The organism is Ruegeria sp. SCP11 (genome assembly GCF_040329455.1).
Classification (GTDB): domain Bacteria; phylum Pseudomonadota; class Alphaproteobacteria; order Rhodobacterales; family Rhodobacteraceae; genus Ruegeria; species Ruegeria atlantica_E.
On record NZ_JBDZYG010000006.1, the window covers coordinates 206,030 to 227,843 of the forward strand.

Annotated in this window: 19 protein-coding genes; 10 read left to right on the forward strand and 9 right to left on the reverse strand. The window is 59.6% G+C overall.

All coding sequences use genetic code 11. The features are described 5' to 3' along the window. Genes edd through ABLN94_RS11535 form a run of 3 tightly spaced genes read left to right on the forward strand, consistent with a single transcriptional unit; the run spans nucleotide 1 to nucleotide 3,685 of the window. Nucleotides 1-1,806, forward strand: coding sequence for a phosphogluconate dehydratase (gene edd / locus ABLN94_RS11525; RefSeq protein ID WP_352992505.1), 1,806 nt, complete (start codon nucleotides 1-3; stop codon nucleotides 1,804-1,806). Nucleotides 1,807-1,811: 5 nt separating this feature from the next. Then, nucleotides 1,812-2,444: a bifunctional 4-hydroxy-2-oxoglutarate aldolase/2-dehydro-3-deoxy-phosphogluconate aldolase gene (locus ABLN94_RS11530; RefSeq protein ID WP_352992507.1), complete on the forward strand. Its 633-nt coding sequence runs from the start codon at nucleotides 1,812-1,814 to the stop codon at nucleotides 2,442-2,444. Between the two features lie 50 nt (nucleotides 2,445-2,494). Continuing rightward, the gene (locus ABLN94_RS11535) at nucleotides 2,495-3,685 is read left to right on the forward strand and encodes a pyridoxal-phosphate-dependent aminotransferase family protein (RefSeq protein WP_352992508.1); all 1,191 of its coding nucleotides are present in this window, start codon (nucleotides 2,495-2,497) and stop codon (nucleotides 3,683-3,685) included. Nucleotides 3,686-3,721: 36 nt separating this feature from the next. Here the strand turns inward: ABLN94_RS11535 and ABLN94_RS11540 are convergent, their stop codons facing one another. Further along, nucleotides 3,722-4,828: a pyridoxal phosphate-dependent aminotransferase gene (locus tag ABLN94_RS11540; protein ID WP_352992623.1), complete on the reverse strand. Its 1,107-nt coding sequence runs from the start codon at nucleotides 4,826-4,828 to the stop codon at nucleotides 3,722-3,724. A gap of 139 nt (nucleotides 4,829-4,967) precedes the next feature. Between ABLN94_RS11540 and ABLN94_RS11545 the strand changes: the two genes are divergently transcribed. After that, nucleotides 4,968-5,750, forward strand: a complete 783-nt coding sequence (locus ABLN94_RS11545) for a crotonase/enoyl-CoA hydratase family protein (protein WP_352992510.1) — start codon at nucleotides 4,968-4,970, stop codon at nucleotides 5,748-5,750. Here the strand turns inward: ABLN94_RS11545 and ABLN94_RS11550 are convergent, their stop codons facing one another. The 3 genes from ABLN94_RS11550 to ABLN94_RS11560 form a co-directional block, all read right to left on the reverse strand. Further along, complete coding sequence (locus tag ABLN94_RS11550; RefSeq protein WP_352992511.1) at nucleotides 5,751-6,083, reverse strand: DUF1992 domain-containing protein; 333 nt, start codon at nucleotides 6,081-6,083, stop codon at nucleotides 5,751-5,753. It abuts the gene before it with no gap. A 39-nt stretch (nucleotides 6,084-6,122) separates the two neighbouring features. Continuing rightward, nucleotides 6,123-7,286, reverse strand: coding sequence for a benzoate/H(+) symporter BenE family transporter (locus ABLN94_RS11555; RefSeq protein WP_352992512.1), 1,164 nt, complete (start codon nucleotides 7,284-7,286; stop codon nucleotides 6,123-6,125). Between the two features lie 136 nt (nucleotides 7,287-7,422). Then, on the reverse strand, nucleotides 7,423-10,581 hold the full coding sequence (locus ABLN94_RS11560) for a valine--tRNA ligase (protein WP_352992513.1): 3,159 nt from the start codon (nucleotides 10,579-10,581) through the stop codon (nucleotides 7,423-7,425). A gap of 255 nt (nucleotides 10,582-10,836) precedes the next feature. Between ABLN94_RS11560 and ABLN94_RS11565 the strand changes: the two genes are divergently transcribed. Beyond that, nucleotides 10,837-13,128, forward strand: a complete 2,292-nt coding sequence (locus ABLN94_RS11565; protein ID WP_352992515.1) for a xanthine dehydrogenase family protein molybdopterin-binding subunit — start codon at nucleotides 10,837-10,839, stop codon at nucleotides 13,126-13,128. Further along, a complete protein-coding gene (locus ABLN94_RS11570; protein WP_352992517.1) occupies nucleotides 13,106-14,182 on the forward strand; it encodes a DUF2235 domain-containing protein in 1,077 nt (358 codons plus the stop codon). Before ABLN94_RS11565 ends, ABLN94_RS11570 begins: the two co-directional genes overlap by 23 nt. 1 nt (nucleotide 14,183) lies before the next feature. Here the strand turns inward: ABLN94_RS11570 and ABLN94_RS11575 are convergent, their stop codons facing one another. Next, complete coding sequence (locus ABLN94_RS11575) at nucleotides 14,184-14,828, reverse strand: NUDIX hydrolase (RefSeq protein ID WP_352992519.1); 645 nt, start codon at nucleotides 14,826-14,828, stop codon at nucleotides 14,184-14,186. A gap of 6 nt (nucleotides 14,829-14,834) precedes the next feature. Next, on the reverse strand, nucleotides 14,835-15,410 hold the full coding sequence (locus ABLN94_RS11580; RefSeq protein ID WP_352992625.1) for a GcrA family cell cycle regulator: 576 nt from the start codon (nucleotides 15,408-15,410) through the stop codon (nucleotides 14,835-14,837). Between the two features lie 126 nt (nucleotides 15,411-15,536). Between ABLN94_RS11580 and ABLN94_RS11585 the strand changes: the two genes are divergently transcribed. Further along, on the forward strand, nucleotides 15,537-16,340 hold the full coding sequence (locus ABLN94_RS11585; RefSeq protein ID WP_352992627.1) for an ABC transporter permease: 804 nt from the start codon (nucleotides 15,537-15,539) through the stop codon (nucleotides 16,338-16,340). On the opposite strand, the gene ABLN94_RS11590 is transcribed toward ABLN94_RS11585, so the two are convergent. Next, a complete protein-coding gene (locus tag ABLN94_RS11590) occupies nucleotides 16,322-17,212 on the reverse strand; it encodes a DMT family transporter (RefSeq protein ID WP_352992520.1) in 891 nt (296 codons plus the stop codon). The two genes, ABLN94_RS11585 and ABLN94_RS11590, sit on opposite strands and share 19 nt — an antisense overlap. A gap of 292 nt (nucleotides 17,213-17,504) precedes the next feature. Between ABLN94_RS11590 and ABLN94_RS11595 the strand changes: the two genes are divergently transcribed. Together ABLN94_RS11595 and argF are read left to right on the forward strand one after the other, a co-directional pair. Beyond that, entirely contained in the window at nucleotides 17,505-18,692 is a 1,188-nt protein-coding gene (locus ABLN94_RS11595; protein WP_352992522.1) for an aspartate aminotransferase family protein, read from the forward strand. A 73-nt stretch (nucleotides 18,693-18,765) separates the two neighbouring features. Next, on the forward strand, nucleotides 18,766-19,692 hold the full coding sequence (gene argF / locus ABLN94_RS11600) for an ornithine carbamoyltransferase (RefSeq protein WP_352992523.1): 927 nt from the start codon (nucleotides 18,766-18,768) through the stop codon (nucleotides 19,690-19,692). On the opposite strand, the gene ABLN94_RS11605 is transcribed toward argF, so the two are convergent. Continuing rightward, entirely contained in the window at nucleotides 19,689-20,285 is a 597-nt protein-coding gene (locus ABLN94_RS11605; protein WP_417750519.1) for a ferric reductase-like transmembrane domain-containing protein, read from the reverse strand. The genes argF and ABLN94_RS11605 overlap by 4 nt on opposite strands. 8 nt (nucleotides 20,286-20,293) lie before the next feature. Then, entirely contained in the window at nucleotides 20,294-20,773 is a 480-nt protein-coding gene (locus ABLN94_RS11610) for a twin-arginine translocation pathway signal (protein ID WP_352992526.1), read from the reverse strand. 150 nt (nucleotides 20,774-20,923) lie between these two features. On the opposite strand from ABLN94_RS11610, the gene ABLN94_RS11615 reads away from it, so the two are divergent. Next, complete coding sequence (locus ABLN94_RS11615; protein ID WP_352992528.1) at nucleotides 20,924-21,754, forward strand: phytanoyl-CoA dioxygenase family protein; 831 nt, start codon at nucleotides 20,924-20,926, stop codon at nucleotides 21,752-21,754. Nucleotides 21,755-21,814 lie beyond the last annotated feature (60 nt).

Genomic DNA, 21,814 nt, shown 5'->3' on the forward strand with positions numbered 1-21,814 from the left:
ATGGTTCACTCTGTCATAACCGACGTCACACAGCGGATCATCGACCGCAGTGCCGACTTGCGCGGCCCACATGTGGAGCGGATGGAGCAGGCACGTTCCAAAGGACCGGCCCGGGCGCATCTGTCCTGCAGTGGTCAGGCCCATGCTTATGCCGGTGCGGGCACGGATCAACAAGCGATGGCTACTGGCACCGCAGGGAACCTCGGTATCGTTACAGCCTATAACGACATGCTTTCGGCCCACCAGCCGTTCGAACGTTACCCCGGTCTCATCCGCGACGCGATCCGCGAGGCGGGTGGCACAGCGCAAGTTGCGGGTGGCGTACCTGCCATGTGCGACGGGGTTACGCAGGGCGAGGCCGGCATGGAGCTGTCCCTTTTCTCGCGCGATGTGATCGCCTTGGCGACCGGTGTTGCGCTGAGCCACAATACCTATGACGCGGCGGTCTTTCTTGGCGTGTGTGACAAGATCGTTCCGGGCTTGATAATCGGCGCACAGGCTTTTGGGCACTTGCCCGCCGTGTTTCTTCCCGCTGGTCCGATGACCAGCGGCCTACCGAACGATGAGAAGGCCAAGGTCCGCCAGCAATTCGCCGCGGGAGAAGTCGGGCGGGAGGAACTCATGGCCGCCGAGATGGCCGCCTATCACGGCCCCGGTACCTGCACCTTCTACGGCACCGCAAACACCAACCAGATGCTGATGGAATTCATGGGTCTTCACCTGCCGGGCTCCAGCTTCGTCAACCCCAACACCCCGCTTCGCGACGCGCTGACAGAAGAAGGCGCACGCCGCGCTCTGTCGCTGAGTGCATTGGGCAATCATTACACGCCCGTCTATCAGGTGCTGGATGAACGCGCCTTTGTGAACGGTATCGTCGGCCTGATGGCCACCGGTGGCTCGACAAACCTGCTTATTCACCTGATCGCTATGGCCCGTGCAGGCGGTATCGTGCTGGACTGGCAGGATTTTTCCGACATCTCTGCCGTGGTGCCTCTGGTCGCGCGGGTCTATCCCAACGGGCTGGCTGACGTTAACCATTTCCACGCTGCAGGTGGTCTTGGCTACTGCATCAGCACCCTGCTCGAGGACGGGCTCCTACATCCCGATACGCTGACTGTGGCGGGACAGGGCCTGCACAACTACACCAAAGAACCCAAGCTGAAAAACGGCGAGTTGGTCTGGGAAGAGGGTGCAGGTCACAGCCTGAACGAAAAGATCGTGCGCCCGGCCAAAGACCCATTCCAGCCCACGGGTGGCTTGTCGCGACTGACCGGTAATCTGGGTACTGCGGTCATGAAGGTGTCAGCCGTCGCTCCCGAACATCAGGTTGTTGAGGCCCCCGTCCGCGTGTTCCACGATCAGGATGAAGTAAAAGCCGCCTTCAAGGCTGGCGAGTTCACCGATGATGTCATTGTCGTTGTTCGTTTTCAGGGCCCCAAAGCCAATGGGATGCCCGAACTGCATTCGCTGACACCAATACTGTCAATCCTGCAGGGCAGGGGGCAGAAAGTGGCATTGGTCACCGATGGCCGCATGTCTGGAGCGTCGGGCAAAGTTCCAGCCGCAATCCATGTCTGTCCCGAAGCACTGGAGGGCGGTGCAATTGCCTATCTGCAAGACGGAGATCTGCTACGTGTGGATGCGGTAAAGGGTGAACTGGAAATTCTCACCCCGGGTGTGCTGGACCGCGCGCCTGCCACCGCTGATCTTTCGGCGAACCAACATGGCGTCGGGCGCGACCTGTTCGGCACCTTCCGCGCCAATGTCGGATCTGCCGACGTTGGTGCCAGCATTTTCGGAGTCTAACCCCTATGTCAAAAACCGAACGTACCCGCGAAATTTGCGGTTTGGCCCCTATTGTCCCGGTCTTGGTGGTCGACGACGCATCACATGCCCGCCCATTGGCCGAGGCGCTGGTGGCCGGTGGCCTGCCCGCATTGGAGGTCACCCTGCGCACTCCAGCGGCGTTGGATGTGATCCGGGCTATGGCTGAAGTACCCGGAGGCGTGGTCGGAGCGGGCACTCTGGTTACTCCCGAAGACGTTCGCGCCGCCAAGGAAGCAGGCGCGCAATTTGGTGTTTCACCGGGCGCGACCGACACGCTGATCGCGGCCTGCGAGGCCGAGGGGCTGCCCCTGCTACCAGGAGCTGCGACGGCCAGCGAGGCGATGGCCTTGTTGGAAAAAGGCTATGACATGCTGAAATTCTTCCCGGCCGAAGCTTCAGGCGGTGCACCGGCGTTAAAGGCCATCGGCGCACCCTTGCCGCAGATCACATTCTGCCCCACCGGTGGCGTCTCCCCCTCGAACGCTCGCGATTATCTCAGTCTTTCGAACGTGGTCTGTGCTGGAGGAAGCTGGGTTGCGCCCAAGCAGATGGTTGTTGATGGTGATTGGGCCGGGATCGAAGCGCTTGCACGCGACGCCGCAAAGCTGAAGGATTGACGGCTATTATTGCGGCGCTAGGGTAGGGTCGATTCTTACAGGTTGATCCCATGACAAACCCAATCGCTCTCGCGCAGGGGCGCGAGTATCTGGCCATTCCCGGTCCTTCAGTTATGCCCGACGCGGTTTTGCAGGCAATGCACCGGCCGTCACCAAACATCTATGACGGCGAACTGATCGAGATGATGCCCGCCCTGACCCGCGATCTGAAACGCGTGGCGCGCACGGATCACAACGTAGCCATCTACATCGCCAACGGTCACGGCGCGTGGGAAGCTGCCTTGTCCAACGTGATGGCCCCGGGGGAACGGGTGCTGGCTCCGGCTTCGGGCATATTTACGCGCGGATGGGCCGAGATGGCCGAAGGGATTGGGGCCAAGGTCGATCTGATTGATTTCGGCATGTCAGCGCCTTGGGACCTGAATCGCATTTCCGAAACTCTGCGTGCCGATAAGGACCATGAAATAAAGGCCGTTCTGGCGGTTCACGTGGATACCTCAACCTCGGTTCGTAACAACATCCCAGCCTTGCGGACTCTCTTGGATGATCTGAACCACCCGGCGCTGCTGATGGCCGACTGCATCGCCTCGTTGGGGTGCGACCAGTTTGAAATGGATGCTTGGGGCGTGGATGTCACGGTCACAGCCTGCCAGAAGGGGCTGATGACCCCGGCGGGCATGGGTTTCGTGTTCTTTAACGACAAAGCGCAGGCAAAACGAGCCGAGATGCCCCGCGTTTCGCAATACTGGGACTGGCAACCACGCGTAAAGCCCCAGTTGTTCTACCAGTATTTCAATGGAACGGCGCCAACGCATCACCTCTACGGTTTGCGCACGGCGCTTGACTTGATTCATGCCGAAGGGATTGAGCAGGTCTGGGCCCGTCACGAACATCTGGCCAAGGCCATCTGGACGGCGTGTGAAACATGGGCCGAGGGCGGAGCGCTGGAACTCAACGTAGCCGACCGCGCCCACCGCAGCCGTGCAGTGACTGCCTTGCGTTTGAAAGACGGGCAGGGAACACGGCTGCGTCAGTTCACCGAAACTCAGTTGGGCCTGACCCTAGGTATAGGGTTGGGGATGGCGGACTGGGATGGTTGCTTCCGCCTGGGGCATATGGGCCACGTGAACGGTCAGATGGTCATGGCGATGCTGGGCGGTGTGGAAACCGCAATGTCGGCGTTAAACATCCCGCGCGGTAGCGGTGCACTCGAGGCAGCAGCGGTTGTTCTGGCCGGCTAACTGTCCGCTTTACCACCAGCGGCCTTTGCTCCCAGGTCAGGCTGAACCCTCGGCTACCGCCAGCGCTTTTGGCAGCGCAGTGGCAAAGGCATCCAGATCAGCCGCCGTGCCACAACTAACACGGATGCAACGGTTCTGAGGCGCGGCAAACGGCATGCGCACAAAGATGCCCTGCGCCACCAGCGCATCCAGAACCGCCTTGGCAAAGGTGCCATCCCGTCCGCAATCAATTGCCACGAAATTGGCTGCCGAGGGCAATGGCTCCAGCCCGTTGTCCCGAGCGATCTGACCGATCCGATCACGGGCCGCACCAATCATTGCCTGTACTTGTGATAGCCATTCGCCATCTTGCAGTGCAGCCAAAGCGCCAGCCTGCGCTGCCCGGTTCATGCCGAAATGATTGCGCACTTTGTTAAACGCAGCGACCAACCCCGGTGCGCCTACCGCATAGCCTACGCGGGCTCCGGCCATGCCGTAAACCTTTGAAAACGTACGCATCCGGATTACGCGTGGATCATCAGCCGCAATCGGTGCCGCCGTCCCTTCCGGCGCGCATTCCACATAGGCCTCGTCCAGCACCAATAAGCATCCCTTGGGCAAGCTCCCCATCGCCTCGACGATATCGGCGCCGCGATGCCAGCTGCCCATCGGGTTGTCAGGATTGGCGAGATAGACCAGCTTGGCGTCCACCTCAGCCGCCTTGGCAAACAGAGCTGCGGGGTCTTCGTGATCGTCCCGATAGGGCACTTTGTGCAACACGCCTCCAAACCCGGCTACGTGATAGTTGAAGGTCGGATAGGCCCCGTCCGAGGTCACGACCGCATCGCTTGGTCCAACCAGCAACCGCACCAGATAACCCAACAGGCCATCAATCCCTTCGCCAACCACGATATTTTCAGGTTTAATGTCATGATGTTTCGCCAGAGCATGTCTCAGGTCGTGATTTTCGGGGTCGCCATATTTCCAGATCTCTGCTGCCGCCATAGCCTCAATAGCGCGTGGAGAGGGGCCAAAGATGCTTTCGTTCGCGCCGAGCCGGGCCACGAATGGCGCACCGCGCTGACGCTCTTGTGTCTCCGGGCCGACAAAAGGCACGGTTGCGGGCAGGGACAGGGAAAGCGGGGTGTAGCGTGGGTCAGTCATGCGACGAGATAAACCTATGGTCGCCCGGCAAGCAACCTTGCGATGTGCTTCGATCTCGTACGCGCCTGCCCCCACGTTGAGGTGGAACTCGGCAGGTCTTCCGGGCATGGTTAGCACAACCGGAATTGGAGAGCCCAGCATGACACGCGTATCCGTCGAGTACAAAGATCACATCGCCCATGTCACACTAACGCGGGGCGACAAGATGAATGCGCTGGATGACGCGATGTTCAAGGCGTTGTTGTCGGCCGGGCAGGAAGTCGCGGCCTCGGATGCGCGTGCTGTCGTGCTATCGGGCGAAGGCAAGAGCTTTTGCGCCGGGCTCGACATGGCCAGCGTCGCGGGTATGGTTCAGATGGATCCTGCCGAACTGCTGATGCCCCGTAGCCACGAAGACGCTAACGCGTTGCAAGAGGCCGCTCTGATCTGGCGACGTGTACCCGTACCAGTGATCTGCGCCATTCAGGGCGTTGCCTATGGCGGCGGTCTACAGATCGCGCTGGGCGCAGATATTCGCATTGCTCATCCCGACGCCAAGCTGTCTGTGATGGAGATGAAGTGGGGCATCATCCCCGATATGGGTGGCATGGTGCTGTTGCCACAGCTTGTGCGTTCGGATGTGCTGCGCCTGCTGACCTACACGGCGCGCCCTATTGGTGCGCAGCAGGCGGCCGAATGGGGGCTGGTGACCAAGCTCTCGGACGATCCGTTGACAGAAGCGCAGGCGCTGGCCGAAGAGATTGCAGGCAAAAGCCCCTCGGGAATTCGCGCTGCCAAACGTCTGATTGAGGTGGCCGAGACCAAACCTCGCGCCGAGGTGCTGCTGACGGAGTCTGAGGAGCAGGTCGAACTGATTGGCAAGCCGGACCAGATGGAGGTTATTGCTGCGCAGATGCAGGGCCGTAAGCCTGAGTTCAAATAACTAGCGCATAAAGGCCCGTCGGGCGTCGCGCGCCATGTTGTAGCGCATCTCCAGATCAGCGATCCGGGCCATTGCAGATTTGCGTTCTTTCGGATCGGTAAGGCCGGCATACTCTTTGCGGGCCGCTTCCAGTTTTCTCCTGACCTCGAATTCTTCCGGAAGCACCCCAGCCTGTGCCATGATCCTGTGGCCCGCTGCTATGGCCGCGTCACTTTGGGCCTCGCCAGAGCGGTCTGGCAGGGGCCGACCTTCGCCTTCCAATCCCTGCAACTGACCCTCGGCCTGCGCCTTTTTGATCTGTCGTTCGATCAGTCTTCCTAGCGATCCAAACATGATGAGAAGATATCCCAGCTGTTCAAGCTTTGAAAGCGACTACTGCTTTCGGCTTGTTACCAGATAGGCGATGCCTCCGGCCAACAGGCCCCAGACTGCAGCCCCCAGGCCAAAGACCGAAATACCCGAAGCCGTAATGGCAAAGGTCATAATGGCTGCCTCCCGTTCGGAGGGCACCTCAAGCGCTGCGTGAGTGGCATTGGCCAGAACTCCGATCAGGGCGATACCCGTCAATGTCCCCATCAACAGAGGGTCGGCATGTACGGCAAACCCGGTGATGGCCACGGCTAACACGCCGAACAGGCAATAGAACACGCCCGCCATTACGGCAGACCAGTAACGTTGGGCGGGATTCGGGTGGCTGTCCTCGTTCGAGCACATCGCGGCCGTGATTGCGGCGAGGCACGTGGCTGGCGCGCCAAACGGAGCAGACAGGATGCTGGCCGCGCCAACCGAGGAAAACAACTTGCCGGGAGTAGGCGTATAGCCAATGCTGCGCATCACGGCGATACCCGGAATGTTCTGCGTAGCCATGGTGACAATGAATAACGGGACGCCGATACCGATCAGGGAGGCCAGCGAAAAGCTGGGCATCGTCCAGACCGGTGCAGCCACCAAATGGGTCGGTGCAACAGATGCTTCGCCTGCGTTCAGCACCACGACAATCCCCGCCGCCACAACAGCAGCAGGAACTGCGCAAAGGCGGTTGATGCGACCGGCGACAAACCAAGTCAGAATCACCGGCAGTGCCATCCAAGGCAGATCAACGGCCGCTTTGAATGGCACAATGCACAGCGGCAGCAGAACGCCGCCCAACATTGCCTGGGCCAGAGTGGTTGGGATTGCGGCTGCCAGCCGCCCCAACGGCCGCCAGAGTCCCGCAAGCACGGTCAGCGCACCTGCACAAAGGAAAGCGCCGGTCGCCTCGGCAAAGCCAGTTGCGGGCATCGCAGATACCGCCAGAAGCGCGACACCGGGCGTCGACCATGCCACGCTGATGGGCTGCCGGTACCACAGGCTGAGCCCGATGCCTGCAAGCCCCATTGCGATGGCGGCCATCATTAGGCCCGAGGCGGATTGCTGCGCCGAAGCCCCCATGGCCGCCAGCCCCTGCAATACGATTGGAAAGGAACTGAAGAATCCGACGATGGCAACGACCAGCCCTGTCGAGATGGTTTGGATCGGGGGAAATGCGCGCGCCATTTTGACCTCGGGGCTTGTAACCTGCACTTGCTAACAACGGTTTGCTGGTGGGTGCAAGCGACTTGATCGCAAGAGAAAACCCCGCCGTTGTATGCGCGGCGGGGTTTGAAATTTGAGCATCCGAGAAAGATGTAGATCAGGCGATTTCGGCCAGACGGGCCAGCGCCTCGTTCAGCTTTGCCTCTTCCTCTTCGCGGGCGGCGAGGTTGGCCTTGGCCTCCGCGACAACCTCTTCCGGGGCCGAGGCCACGAATTTGGGGTTGTTCAGACGCCCACGCAGACCACCAAGCTCTTTGGCCAGCTTGCCCATTGCTTTCTCCAGCCGTTCTTTTTCCGCGCCGATATCGATGATATCTGCCAGCGGCAGGCCGAAAGAGGCACCAGGCGCGGCGATCGAGATGGTGCCCTTTGGCAACTCATCCGCTTTTGTCAGGCTGTCGATCCGCGCCAGACGCTTGATCAGCGCCTCGTTGCGGTCCCATGCGGCCTGGCCGTTGGCGTCGATCTCGGTCACCAGCATCGGCACGTAGAGGCCAGCCGGTACGCGCATTTGCGCGCGGGCCGAGCGGGTGTTCTCGATCACCGAGATCACCCAGTTCATCTCACGATCCGCATCGGCGTCAATCAGGTCGGCGGCGGCGTAAGTTGGCCAGTCGGCGTGGACGACCATTTTCGCCCGGGTGCCGGTCAGGCCCCAGAGTTCTTCGGTGATGAAGGGCATGATCGGGTGCAGCAGGACCATGCACTGATCCAGAACCCAGCGCATGGTGGCGCGAGTTTCGGCCTGAGCCTCAGCATCGTCGCCCTGCAGCAGCGGTTTGGACAGTTCCACGTACCAGTCGCAGACCTTGCCCCAGACAAAGGCGTACAGACCGTTGGCGGCATCGTTGAAGCGATAGCTTTCCAAAGCCGCATCAACCTCTTCCCGCACACGGGCGGTTTCGCCAATGATCCAGCGGTTTACGGCAGCTTTCGGTTTCAGATCGGCCACGTTCAGTTGCGGAACGGCGTCGGTGAAGACCTCGTTCATCTCGGCAAAGCGGACGGCGTTCCACAGTTTGGTGCCGAAATTGCGGTAACCGGTGATGCGTTCGCGCGACAGTTTCAGCACGCCGCCAATCGCCGCCATTGAGGCATTGGTGAACCGCAGCGCATCGGCGCCGAATTCGTCCACGATCTCCAGCGGGTCGATGACGTTGCCGGTGGTTTTGGACATCTTCTTGCCCTTCTCGTCGCGGACGAGCTGGTGCAGGTAGACGGTGTGGAACGGGATCTGATCGACCACGGCCAGTTGCATCATCATCATACGGGCGACCCAGAAGAACAGGATGTCGAAGCCGGTGATCAGAACGTCCGTGGGGAAGTAGCGTTCCAACTCCTCGGTCTGTTCGGGCCAGCCCAGCGTGCCGATGGGCCAGAGGCCGGAGGAGAACCAGGTGTCGAGGACGTCGGGGTCGCGCCAGACCGGGTAGACCAGCCTGGTCGGGTCCTGTTCGACGGCAAATTGGGCCAAACTTTCCGCAAACTGATGGATCGCCTCGTGCTTGTCGGCTACCTCGACAACAGTCGCGTGGCTCAGCGGGCTGGGGATGTTGGCATTGTCGTCCAGGAACTTGTCGACAACGGTGTCAAAGTTTGGTGCACATTCCATGACATTGCCACGGTGCAGCATGCCGCCTTCGTTCAGCAAGCGGCCGAGCTCGACCAGATCAAGCTCTCCGTCATTCTCGTCCATGAAATCGTCTGCGGATAGATTGAGACCATACCAAACCGGAATTTGGTGTCCCCACCACAATTGGCGCGAGATACACCAGGGCTCGATGTTCTCCAGCCAGTGATAGTAGGTCTTCTCGCCTGACTCGGGGATGATCTTGACGGTGCCGTCCTTGACTGCATCCAGCGCGGGGCCGACGACCTTTTCAGCATCTACGAACCACTGGTCGGTCAGCATTGGCTCAATGACAACCTTCGAGCGGTCGCCAAAAGGCTGCATGATCGGCTTGGATTCGACCAGCGGAACCGCCTTGTCCGCGTCCTCGTGGTCAGGCTTCAGCGCGGTCGAACCCAGACGCGGGTCATCCGCGCGGGTCATGACGGCCAGGCCGTCGTTGGTAATCTCCTCGATCACTTTCGCGCGCGCCTCGAACCGGTCCAGCCCGCGCAGGTGATCTGGCACCAGATTGATTGCGTCAATCTCACTCTCGGTAAAGGACTGACCACGTGCGTATTGTCCGGCTTTGTACGCCTCGTTCGCGTAAGGCGCGCCGTCGGCCCGCATGTGACCGCTCGTATCCATCAGGCGAAACAGCGGAATGCCGCCGCGCTTGGCGACCTGATAGTCGTTGAAATCGTGCGCCCCGGTGATCTTCACCGCGCCCGAGCCGAAATCGGGGTCGGGGTATTCATCGGTGATGATCGGGATCTGACGGCGGTGCTCTTTCGGACCAACTGGGATTTCGCAGAGTTTGCCAACAATTGGAGCATACCGTTCATCAGACGGATGAACCGCAACTGCACCGTCGCCCAGCATTGTTTCGGGGCGGGTCGTGGCGATTGAGATGTAATCGCGCTCTTCCTCGAGGACGACGTTCCCGTCCTCGTCCTTTTCGACGTAAGTGTAGGTCTCACCATCGGCCAGCGGGTATTTGAAGTGCCACATGTGGCCCGCGACTTCGATATTCTCGACCTCAAGATCCGAGATCGCCGTTTCGAAATGCGGGTCCCAGTTGACCAGTCGCTTGCCGCGATAGATCAGGCCCTTTTCGTACATGTCGACGAAGACCTTGATGACCGCGTCGTGGAAGTTGGCCGAGTTCTCATGCCCCGTTCGCGGATCGCGCGGTGCGCCCGCCATGGTGAAGGCGTTACGCGACCAGTCGCAGGAGGAGCCCAAACGCTTGAGCTGCTCGATGATCGTGCCGCCGTATTCGCCTTTCCATTCCCAGACCTTGTCCAGAAACGCTTCACGCCCCAGTTCGCGCCGACCTGGCTGCTGGGTTGCGGCCAGCATCTTTTCTACCTGCATTTGCGTGGCGATGCCTGCGTGGTCCTGACCGGGTTGCCACAGGGTGTCGAAGCCGCGCATACGGTGCCAGCGGGTCAGGATATCCTGAAGTGTGTTGTTGAACGCATGGCCCACATGCAAGGCGCCCGTCACGTTGGGCGGCGGGATCATAATGGTAAAGCTTTCGTCGCGCGATTTGTTTGCGCCTGCCTTGAAGGCTCCGGCCTGTTCCCAGGCTTTGTAAATGCGGGCCTCGGCCTCGGCCGCGTTGAATGTCTTTTCCATCGCCATGGGTTCGTCCTGCGTCATCAATCTCGGGTCAGCGATTGCAATAGCGAATGCGTGCAGGAAGGGAAAGAGTGCCTGTGCTATCCGGCTTGTGCAAAACGTGCTTTGAAATAAGCATCAACGCGCTGATACGCTGGGTCATGGCGGCGACGCTACTGAACTGTAACGCAGGTGGAAACTGAAATTCCCAGTAAGTAACTGGACATCGCATATGCGCAAACTAACGTCGGCGAAGAAGTGGAGTGAGAGGGCAGCCCCATGGAAAAATTCGGTACAAGCCAGTCCGTCAAACGAACTGAGGATCAACGGTTTCTAACAGGGCAGGGGCGGTATATCGACGACGCCATTCCCGAGAATGCGCTTTTTGCCGCCTTCTTTCGCAGTCCTGTCGCCCATGCCAAGATCACCTCGGTGGACGTCGAGGCTGCTCAGGCCGCTGACGGGGTGAAGTTGGTCCTGACATTCGACGATCTTTTGGCGGCAGGTATAGACACAAAGTTGAATGCTACCATCGTTTCCAACCGGGACGGTTCGCGTGCAACGGACCCTGAGCGACATATGTTGGCCAAAGATCGCGTGCGTTTTGTCGGCGAACCGGTTGCTGTGGTGATCGCTGAGACCGCGATGCAGGCACAGGACGCAGTTGAGCTGATCTGGATGGAATCCGAGGACCTGCCTGCCAAGCTGGATGTCGATGCGGGCGGTGAACCGCTGCACTCCGACGCCCCGGAGAACCGCGCTTTTGACTGGGGGATGGGCGATGAAGCCGCAACTGAGGCCGCTTTTCAGGCCGCTGCGCACAAGGTTCAACTGAGCGTGGCAGACAACCGGGCGATTATCACTTCGATCGAACCGCGTGGCTGCCAGGCCTCTTGGGCCGATGGTCGATTGCATTTCGCGTATGGAGGTCAGGGTGTCTGGGCCATGCGGGGACAATTGGCGCAGAAACTACAGCTAGAGCCAGAGCTGATCCGCGTTACCACTCCGGACGTGGGCGGTGGGTTCGGCATGAAGGTGATGCCATATCCCGAATATTTCTGTGTTTCCGTTGCAGCGATGAAACTGCAACAGCCTGTCCACTGGATGTCAGACCGGTCCGAGGCGATGCTTTCTGATCATCACGGACGCGACCTGACCTCGTTGGCTGAACTGGCCTTTGACGAAGATCACAGGATCACTGCCTACCGAGTCCACAGCAAGGTAAATCTGGGCGCCTACAACAGTCATTTCGGGCAGGCCATTCAGACCAACCTGTTCAGCAAGGTGCTGATGGGGGCTTATGATGTGCAGACCACCTATCTTCGGGTCGAAGGCTTTTACACCAACACCACTCAGGTCGATGCTTATCGTGGGGCGGGACGGCCCGAGGCCATCTATGTCCTAGAACGCGTCATGGACCGGGCGGCGCGTGAACTGGGCGTTGACCCGTGGGAGCTGCGGCGCAAGAACTTCATCCGCCCCGAAGCGTTTCCCTACAAGACTGCGACCGGAGAAACCTATGATGTCGGTGATTTCAACATGGTCTTGTCCCGCGCGGGCGAGCAGGTTCAAGGTTTTGCCGACCGTAAAGCTATTGATGCAGAACGTGGCCTGATCCGGGGGCAAGGCCTCTGTTACTACATCGAAAGTATTCTGGGAGACCCGTCCGAGAACGCGAAGGTCGAGTTCTGTGAGGATGGCACCGTGAACCTGTGTGTGGGCACCCAATCGAACGGACAAGGGCACGAGACGGCTTACACCCAGTTTCTGTCGGATCAGACAGGTATTCCCATGGATCAGATCAACGTCATTCAGGGGGACAGCGATCAACTGCCCAATGGGGGCGGCACTGGCGGGTCGCGTTCGGTCACGGTGCAAAACACGGCCACGCTAGCGACAATCGACGTCATGATCGCCGCATTCACGCCCTATCTCGCTGATAAAATGGGGGTGGAGGAGGCCGACGTGAGTTTTGATCACGAAACATTCCGCGCGCCCGGATCGAACCTGACACCGACACTGACCGAAGCGGCTGAGATGGCGCGCACTGATGGCCGCACTGACCTGTTGCGGCACGAGGCGCGCATCACGTTGGACGCGCGCAGTTTCCCCAATGGCGCGCATGTTGCCGAAATTGTTATTGATTCTTACACCGGTGAGACTTGGGTGGACCGCTATACGGTGGTTGACGATTTTGGCAATCTTATCAACCCGATGCTGGCTGAAGGGCAGGTGCATGGCGGTGTGGCGCAAGGTATAGGTCAAGCCCTGAGCGAGCGTGTCGTATATGATGCACAGGGGCAACTGCTCACGGCTTCGTTGATGGACTATGCCTTGCCCCACGCGGCCGAGATACCCATGATTAAGTTTACCTCGGCGCCGGTTCCGTCAACTACCAACCCGATGGGTATGAAAGGATGCGGAGAGGCCGGTACCGTGGGCGCGCTGGCCGCAGTGGCAAACGCGGTTCAGGACGCGCTTTGGGATCACGGGGTGCGACAGGCAGATATGCCATTCACACCCCTTAGAGTTTGGGAATTGCTGACGCATGGATCTGTCGCGGCTGACTAAAAAGGTACTGGGGTGGCTTGGACGGCCTCTGCGGTCCGAACACTCAGCCGAGACGCTGCACCGCGAGCCCGTCAGCCATGTCATCATCCTTGACGGCACCATGTCGACACTTGAACCGGGGTTTGAGACCCACGCAGGCCAAACCTATCGCCTGTGCCGCGAAATGGGTAGTGAGGTTTCGGTTTTCTACGAGTCAGGGGTGCAGTGGGAAAGCTGGAAAACTTCGTTGGATGTCATGATGGGGCGTGGGATCAACAGGCAGATCCGCCGCGCTTACGGCTATTTGGCGTCACGCTACAAACCCGGTGACCGGATCTTTTTCATCGGCTATTCGCGTGGCGCTTATGGCGTGCGCAGCCTTGCCGGGGTGATCGACATGATCGGTCTGCTCAAGGCCGAATATGCGACGGAGCGTAACATCAAGCAGGCCTATCGCCATTACGAGTGCAATCCCAATGGCCCGGCGGCCTACGATTTCCGTCGCCAGTTTTGCCATGAGGGAATTTCCATCGAAATGATCGGCGTGTGGGACACGGTTAAAGCACTGGGTTTGAGGTTGCCGCTGCTCTGGCGTTGGGCCGAGGATAAGCACGCATTCCACAATCATCAGCTGGGCCCGGCGACCCGCCACGGGTATCACGCCATGGCGCTGGACGAGACCCGAGAAGTGTATGAGCCGGTTCTGTGGAAGTGCACACCAGAATTTAAAGGCCACGTCCAACAGGTCTGGTTTCGTGGCACCCACGGGGATGTCGGCGGGCAATTAAACGGATACGAAGAGGCACGCCCGCTGAGCAACATTTCTCTGATCTGGATGCTGGATAAGGCCGAGATACACGGCTTGCCGCTGCCAGAAGGGTGGCGCGACCGTTTCCCCACCTCGACCACTGCGCCTTCGGTTGGAACCTGGCGCGGTTGGGGCAAGATCTTCTTGCTGCGTAAACATCGGAAGGTCGGAGGTGACCAATCCGAACATCTGCATGCCTCAGTATCGCTTGACGATCTGCCGGGTTGGGTACCGATGCCGGATGTGCCCTCACATCCGGCGCAGTGAGTCAGTCGAAAAAGGTTTGAGCATGTCCTGACGTATGGGCACGAAATGCGGCTGATATGTCGGCCTGTATATTCCGTGTCGAAGACAACTCGGGCAGTGCGTCTAATGTAAAAAAGGCGGCTTCACTGGTTTCGGAACCCGATCGCGGGATTTGCACGCCGTTTACATCGCACAAAAAGAACAGCTTGTAGAAATCTCGTGCATCAGCTGGATAAGGATGGCGCGCCTTGTGGCGCAGCGCGTATAAGCTCCTAGCGCGGACGCGTAGCCCGGCCTCTTCCCAAACCTCTCGCTCGATATTTTCAGCCGGTGAACTGCCGATATCCGCGAACCCACCCGGCATGGCCCATTTCCCGTCGCTGCGCTCGCGGACCAGCAAAATGCGTCCGTCGCGGATCACTGCACCACGAATGTCGATGCTGGGTGTGGCATAGCCACCCGCATGGCCAGAGATCAGCCCCTCGATCCGCGACAACGGAACTCGCCCCAGATCAGCCAGCATGGCACGGGCCATCCCAGCGATCTCGTCATAGCGTTCACGGTCAAAAGGGTCTTTGGTGAAATGCTGGCCGGTTTCAGCCAGCGCCAACAGGCGTTTTGCCCGGGTCAGCCAGGTATCCTCCATCGCGGTTGGATCCTGGCGCATGGGTCCTTACCGCCGCCGGTCGCGGCGCGAGCTCATGGGCTGGAAGGCTACGCCGACATGAGCCTCGCAATAAGGTTTGCCAGCCTCAACAGGAAGGCCGCAGAACCAGAAATCCTCGGTCGCGGGGTCGCCGACGGGCCATTTGCAGGTTTTCTCGGTCAGTTCCATCAGCGTCAACTTCTTCGCCTTCTTCTCGACCTCATTGACTTTGGCCAGAGCCTCGGGGCTGATTTCATTGGCCGAGGGTTGTGGCGGCAGCGGCTGGCCGGCAGGGATGATCTGGCGGCGGGCCGGAACGGCAGGTTTCGCTTCAGCCGCCGGGGCAGGGGTCGGGCGGGCTGGTTCGGTCTTGGGCGCGGGTTTAGGTTTGGCTTCGGCCTTGGGCGCGGGTGCCGGTTTTTCCTTCGGCTCGGCCTTGGCGGGCGTCGCACCCGTGGCGCGGTTCGACAGGCCCAGACGGTGTACCTTACCGATCACGGCATTGCGGGTCACTCCGCCCAGTTCCTTTGCGATCTGGCTGGCCGACTGGCCTTCGCCCCACATTTTCTTCAGCAGTTCTACGCGCTCGTCAGTCCAGGACATCATTTGCCTTTCAAAAGCGGAAAGCGGCCCCGGATTCGGGCCGCCTTGGGAATTCGTCTTAGCCCCCTATTTTAATCACTGCGGACCGAGTTACAAGCGGTCTTCGAATCAGGTTGAGGTCAGATGATGCAGATTCCCTTTGAGCAGAACGAACACCGTTTCGGAGCGGTCAACTGGATGGGTCTTTATACACTGGCCCAACGCGAGACTCTGCGCTTTCTGGCGGTGTGGACGCAGACTTTGCTGGCGCCGTTGGTGACAGCGGGGCTGTTTCTGCTGATTTTCAATATCGCCATTGGCCCCAGCCGGTCAGACGTGATGGGGGTGCCGTTCCTAACCTTTCTGGCCCCGGGTATCATGATGATGACGGTGATCCAGAACGCCTTTGCCAATACCTCGTCTTCGATGGTGATTGCCAAGGTGCAGGGCAATATCGTTGATACACTGATGCCGCCGCTGTCGCCGCTGGAAATCTTGCTGGGTTACTTAGCAGGGGGTATCGTGCGCGGCGTTTTGATTGCCTGCGTCGTAGCGGTCGCGCTGGCTCTGGTGTTGGGGCTGGTGCCGCAGAACCTACTGATTGCGCTGATCTTTGTGGTTCTTGGTGGTGCTTTTATGGGCGCTCTGGGCCTGTTTGCGGGGATATTCGCAAATAAGTTTGACCAGATGGCGGCGATCACCAATTTCATCGTCACGCCGCTGGCCTTCCTTTCGGGCACCTTCTACTCGGTCGAAGCGCTGCCCCCGATTCTCAACCGCCTCAGTCACGTGAACCCGGTGTTTTACCTGATCGACGGGCTTCGTTACGGGATGATTGGGGTGTCCGATAGCTCTCCCTGGCTGGGTATGGCTGTCTGCGCAGGTGCGACGATCGTGGTTGGGGCTGCCACCTGGCAGATGCTGCGGACCGGTTATCGGCTCAAGGCCTGACGCTGTCGCGCCTCGCGCCAGACCAGGATCAGACCGCCGGTCAGAATGATGGTCGAGCCGATTTGGCTGATGACATCCGGGATCACGCCAAAGACGGCAAAGTCGTAGAAGGCGGCGAAGATCAGCGTGGCATAGCTGATTGGCGCCACGAATGAGGCATCCGCCCGCGCCATCCCGTTGACGAAACAGGCTTGCGCGCATGCCATCAGCACGCCGATTCCGACCAGTGCTGCCCATTGTTGTGGCGTGGGCATGTGGAAGACAAAGCTTACTGCAACCGATGCGATGGTCAGCCCCATTGCATTGTTGATCAGCAGAATCTGGATCGGGATTTCCCGGCCCGAGAGTTTCTTGATGAAGATCAGCTCCATCCCGATCACCGCTGCCGCCGTCAGGGCCAGCAGGGCTGCGGGCTGAAAACTTGCCGGTGTCGGGCGCAGCAGGATCAAAGCCCCGGTCAGAGCAACTGCCGCTGCCAGCCAGCGCCACGGGCCGACTCCTTCTTTCAGCAGCGGAATCGCCAGAACCATGGCAAAGACTGGGTTCAGAAACGAAATCGCAGTGGCATCAGCAATTGGGATGAACGCGACCGAGGCGAACATCAGTGTAATCCCCACCCAGCCAAAGCTTGTCCGGCCTATGTGCAACCCCCAATGAGGGCGGCTGAGGCGAGGGCGCAGGATGCCCACCGCGCTGATGATCGCAAGAAAGGCAAACATGAACCGCCCATGGCTGATCTGCATCGGATGCAGCGCCGGGCCCAGTGTATCGGTCCCCAGCGCCTTGGCCAGCAGCGTAGTGCTGGCAATAAAACCACTGGCAACGACGATCAACAGGGCCGCAAGGGCTGGATTCTGGCGTGCAGGTGTCATGGACCAGCGGTGCGTTAGCGCGCCGTAAATGGCAAGCGTAAACGCACAGTCTCGAAGTGAAATTTCACAACGCACAAATTTCGGGGTTTTCAGACGCCCTGCGCCCCGTTATACGCCCGGCATGATCAAACACGCACATATCCTGCGACTCCGACGCCGACGCTTTACAGCGTAACCGGCCTGTTTGATCAATTGCGCGCTGTAAAACCGCGCAAACTCCACCAAATCTGTTGACGAACATGGGCTATGTGTATCACTCACAGGGCTTAACTTATCTGAAAAGGATGATCCGATGATCCCGTCCGTTCTGCCGACCTATAACCGCGCGCCCCTGACGTTTGTGAAGGGCGAAGGCGCCTGGCTGACTGAGGCGGATGGCCGACGTTTTCTGGATCTTGGCGCCGGGATCGCGGTGAACGCGCTGGGCCACGCCCATCCGGCGCTGGTCAATGCGCTGACCGAGCAAGCGCACTTGCTGTGGCATGTCTCGAACCTTTACCACATCCCGCAGCAGCAGGCGTTGGCCGACAAGCTGGTCGAACACACCTTTGCCGATACGGTGTTCTTCACGAACTCTGGCACGGAATCCTGCGAACTGGCCGTGAAGATGGCCCGCAAGTATTTCTATGACAAAGGTCAGCCCGAGCGGGTTGAGATCATCACCTTCGACGGCTCGTTCCACGGCCGGTCCTCTGCCGGTATCGCCGCTGCCGGATCCGAGAAGATGACCAAAGGCTTTGGCCCGCTTTTGCCCGGCTTCGTGCATGTCACGTTCGGAGACCTCGACGGCGTCACAAATGCGATTACCGATAATACTGCGGCGATTATGATCGAACCGGTTCAGGGCGAAGGTGGTATCCGTCCTGTCCCTGATGCAGAACTTAAAGCGCTACGCCAGATCTGCGACGAACACGATCTGCTGCTGATCCTTGACGAGGTGCAGTGCGGCGTCGGGCGGACAGGCAAGTTGTTTGCCCATGAATGGGCGGGTATTACCCCCGATATCATGATGGTCGCCAAGGGCATCGGCGGAGGCTTCCCTCTGGGCGCGGTGCTGGCAACGGAAAACGCCGCGAGCGGTATGACCGCAGGCACGCATGGCTCGACCTATGGCGGTAACCCGTTGGGCTGTGCCGTAGGCTGCGCAGTGATTGACCAAGTGGCCACACCCGCTTTCCTTGAAGGCGTTAACCGTAAGGCAGGTATGCTGCGTCAGAAACTTGAAGGTCTGATCGCTGAACACCCCGAGGTGTTTGAAGAAGTGCGCGGCACCGGCCTGATGTTGGGCCTGAAATGCAAGCCGACCAATACCGACGTGGTGAATGCGGGCTATGACAATGAGGTCATCACCGTCCCCGCCGCTGACAACGTCATCCGTTTGCTGCCGGCATTGACCCTGACCGAGGATGACATCGCCCAGGCCATGATCCGCCTCGATAAAACCGCTAAACAGGTTGAAGCCAACCTCGCCAGCGCCTGATCTACATCTTTTCAAAAAATTCCGGATGTCGGGGGCCGTGCCCCGGTATCTCACAAATCAAAAGCGAAACGATATGAACCACTTCCTCGATATTCACAAAACCGACGCAGGTGATCTGCGGACCATGATTGACCAGGCAGGCGCCATGAAACAGGCACGTCTCGGCCGTCCCAAGGCCGCACCGGACGACGACCAGCCACTCAAGGATCGCATGGTTGCACTGATCTTTGAAAAACCTTCGACCCGGACCCGTGTGTCTTTTGATGTTGGCGTTCGCCAGATGGGCGGGCAGACTATGGTGCTGTCCGGAAAGGATATGCAGCTGGGTCACGGCGAAACAATCGCCGATACGGCCCGTGTGCTGTCGCGCTATGTCGACATGATCATGATCCGGACTTTTGATGAGACGATCCTGACCGAGATGGCTGAATATTCCGACGTGCCGGTGATCAACGGCCTGACTGATCGCACCCATCCCTGTCAGATCATGGCCGACGTTCTGACGTTCGAGGAGCATCGTGGACCGATCAAAGGCAAGAAAGTGGTCTGGACCGGCGATGGCAACAATGTCTGCGCCTCGTTCCTGCATGCGGCCGGTCAGTTCGGCTTTGACCTGACCTTCACCGGACCAGCTCAGTTCGATCCTGAGGAAGAGTTCATGGGTTTCGCCCGCCAGAAGGGGTCGAAAATCGTGGTGGAACGTGACCCGTTCAAAGCCGTTGAGGGCGCTGATCTGGTGGTCGCTGACACCTGGGTTTCGATGCACGATTCCCAATCGGCCAAAGAACGTCGGCACAACCTACTGCGGCCTTATCAGGTGAATACCGAGTTGATGTCCCACGCCAAACCCGACGCGTTGTTCATGCACTGCCTCCCCGCGCACCGCGAGGAAGAGGCAACATCCGAGGTCATGGACGGCCCCAACTCGGTTATCTTTGACGAGGCTGAAAACCGTCTGCACGCGCAAAAGGCGGTGATGCGCTGGTGTCTGGGCGCCTAACTACGGCGCCGGATATCCCACACCCGCAATTTGGCGAGCGTTCGGGCGCTCGCCAAAAGAACCAACGTACACAAGGCGGTCTTTGTCATGATCTCCATCGTGCCCTCGATCAGCATGGCATGTACGACACTGCCGACGATGGTGACAGTGGCCAGCCCGGTGTGACCCAGCCTCCAAACCTTAAACCGCAGGGCGAGGCGTTGCCGGCAAAGGCCCATAGTGGCGGCAGCAAAAGCCGCCCACATTGCAACGACGCCCCATGCTGAAAACGGCGTCGGTGAGACAAACAGCAAAGCATCCACCACGTCCGGAGGGCTGGTGATCCACAACCCACCGACATGGACCAGAATGGCCACGATCAGCACGACGCCGACCCATCGGTGGCAAAGGCGGCTGGTCAAAGGGGATAACCCCGGCAGGTATCGCCCCACCAACACTGGTTGCAACAGCAAAAAGCCCATGCTCAGGACCCCGGCGAACCCGGCCACGATGTAAACCGGATCGCGCCACGCCAAGAGGGGGCTGTTCGCCGCCGCAGCCAACGGCACGGTAAGAGCGGCGATAACTGCCGCCCAGATTGCGTAGGTGCGGATCACGAAGCTCAGACAGGTTGTAAAACGAAGTGTGCGGCCAGAGTCTTGTCCTTGGAACTCGCCATGATCGGACGCAGGAACACCGTCTCGAAGTCCCCGCTGTCATAGGCAAGATGGCCATGGGGCTGCCCAAATGCGGGCACGATCTGGGGCATCTCAAGCCGAAATTCGCCGTTGGCGTCCGTCAGGGTCGCGCCGTGACTTTGCGGGTCACGCTCGTGCCCTTCGGTCGTATGCGCCCAGATCTGAATGCGCTGACCGGGCAGGGGGGCACCGTCGCCCGCGCGCCTGACCGTGCCGGTCATCCAGAAGCCACCCCCACCGATCCGGTCAACGATAGGCGCGCCGGGGCGGTAATTGTTGGATCCACCCCGCATGGACGGGGTCGGGGCCAGCCCGGCAGCACGCGCGGGCAGCAGCAGGCCGGAGGCGAGAACTGCGCCTCCGCCAGCGATAAGGGAACGGCGGGTGAACGATGAACCAGTCATGCAAACCTCGTGAGATTTCAACTGCTCACTAAGAATAGCACGATTGCTGTTCATTCCGAGGGGCCATTGCGAAATGTGAATTCCTTTGACCATAAGGCTGTCGGCTGCAATCCTTGACCGTAGGATGCAATCGAGCGAAAGGTCAGTGACATGACATCGACCCTTGGCGTTACTCAAGATGAAATCGCAGAGTTCCAGTGTGACGGCGCTGTAGTGTTGAGGTCAAGGTTCTCGGACCATTGGCTTGACTTGCTGCGGGCGGGGATTGACGCCGATCTCGCGAAGCCGACTACCAATTTCACTCGCCATACCAAGGATTTGCGAGCACCTGCCTATTTTGAGGACTTTTGGGCCTGGAACAAGATTCCTCAGTTCAGGGAGTTCGTCCACAACTCCCCCTGTGCGCCGCTGGCAGCGCAGCTTCTGGACGCGCCGTCGATCAACCTTGTCATGGATAACTGGTTTCTGCGTGAGGCAGGATCGACCTCGCGCCCGCCGTTTCATCAGGACCTGTCCTATTTCGACTTCGAGGGAACGATGTGTGTGCTCTGGCTGCCGCTGGAGCCTGTAACCAAGGAAAACGGAATTGCCTTCGTCAAAGGTTCGCATCTGTGGGACAAGCTGTTCATGCGGGTCCGGTTTGCCGACGGGCATCCCAGTTATGAACCGACCGAGGTTGCCGGGCTGACCTATCACCCGCCCCCCGATGTCAACGCCGACCCCGACGCCTATGAGTTGTTGCAATGGGATATGGAGCTTGGGGACTGCATCTATTTCGACATGCGTACGTTGCATGGGGGCTTGTCCTCGGTCACGCCATCGGAAACCGTGCGCCGGTTCACGCTGCGGATGACGGCCCCGGACGGCATTATCCGCTATCGCGGCGATTGGGCAAAAGATGAACGCGCGCAGTTCGAGGCGGCCGGATACCGCGAAGGAGACCGGATTGACGGGCCATTCTTCCCCCAACTCTGGCCGTGATAAGAAAAAGTGTTGGTAGAGACCTTGACGACGATCCGCACTCTGTCTGTGCGAAATTGC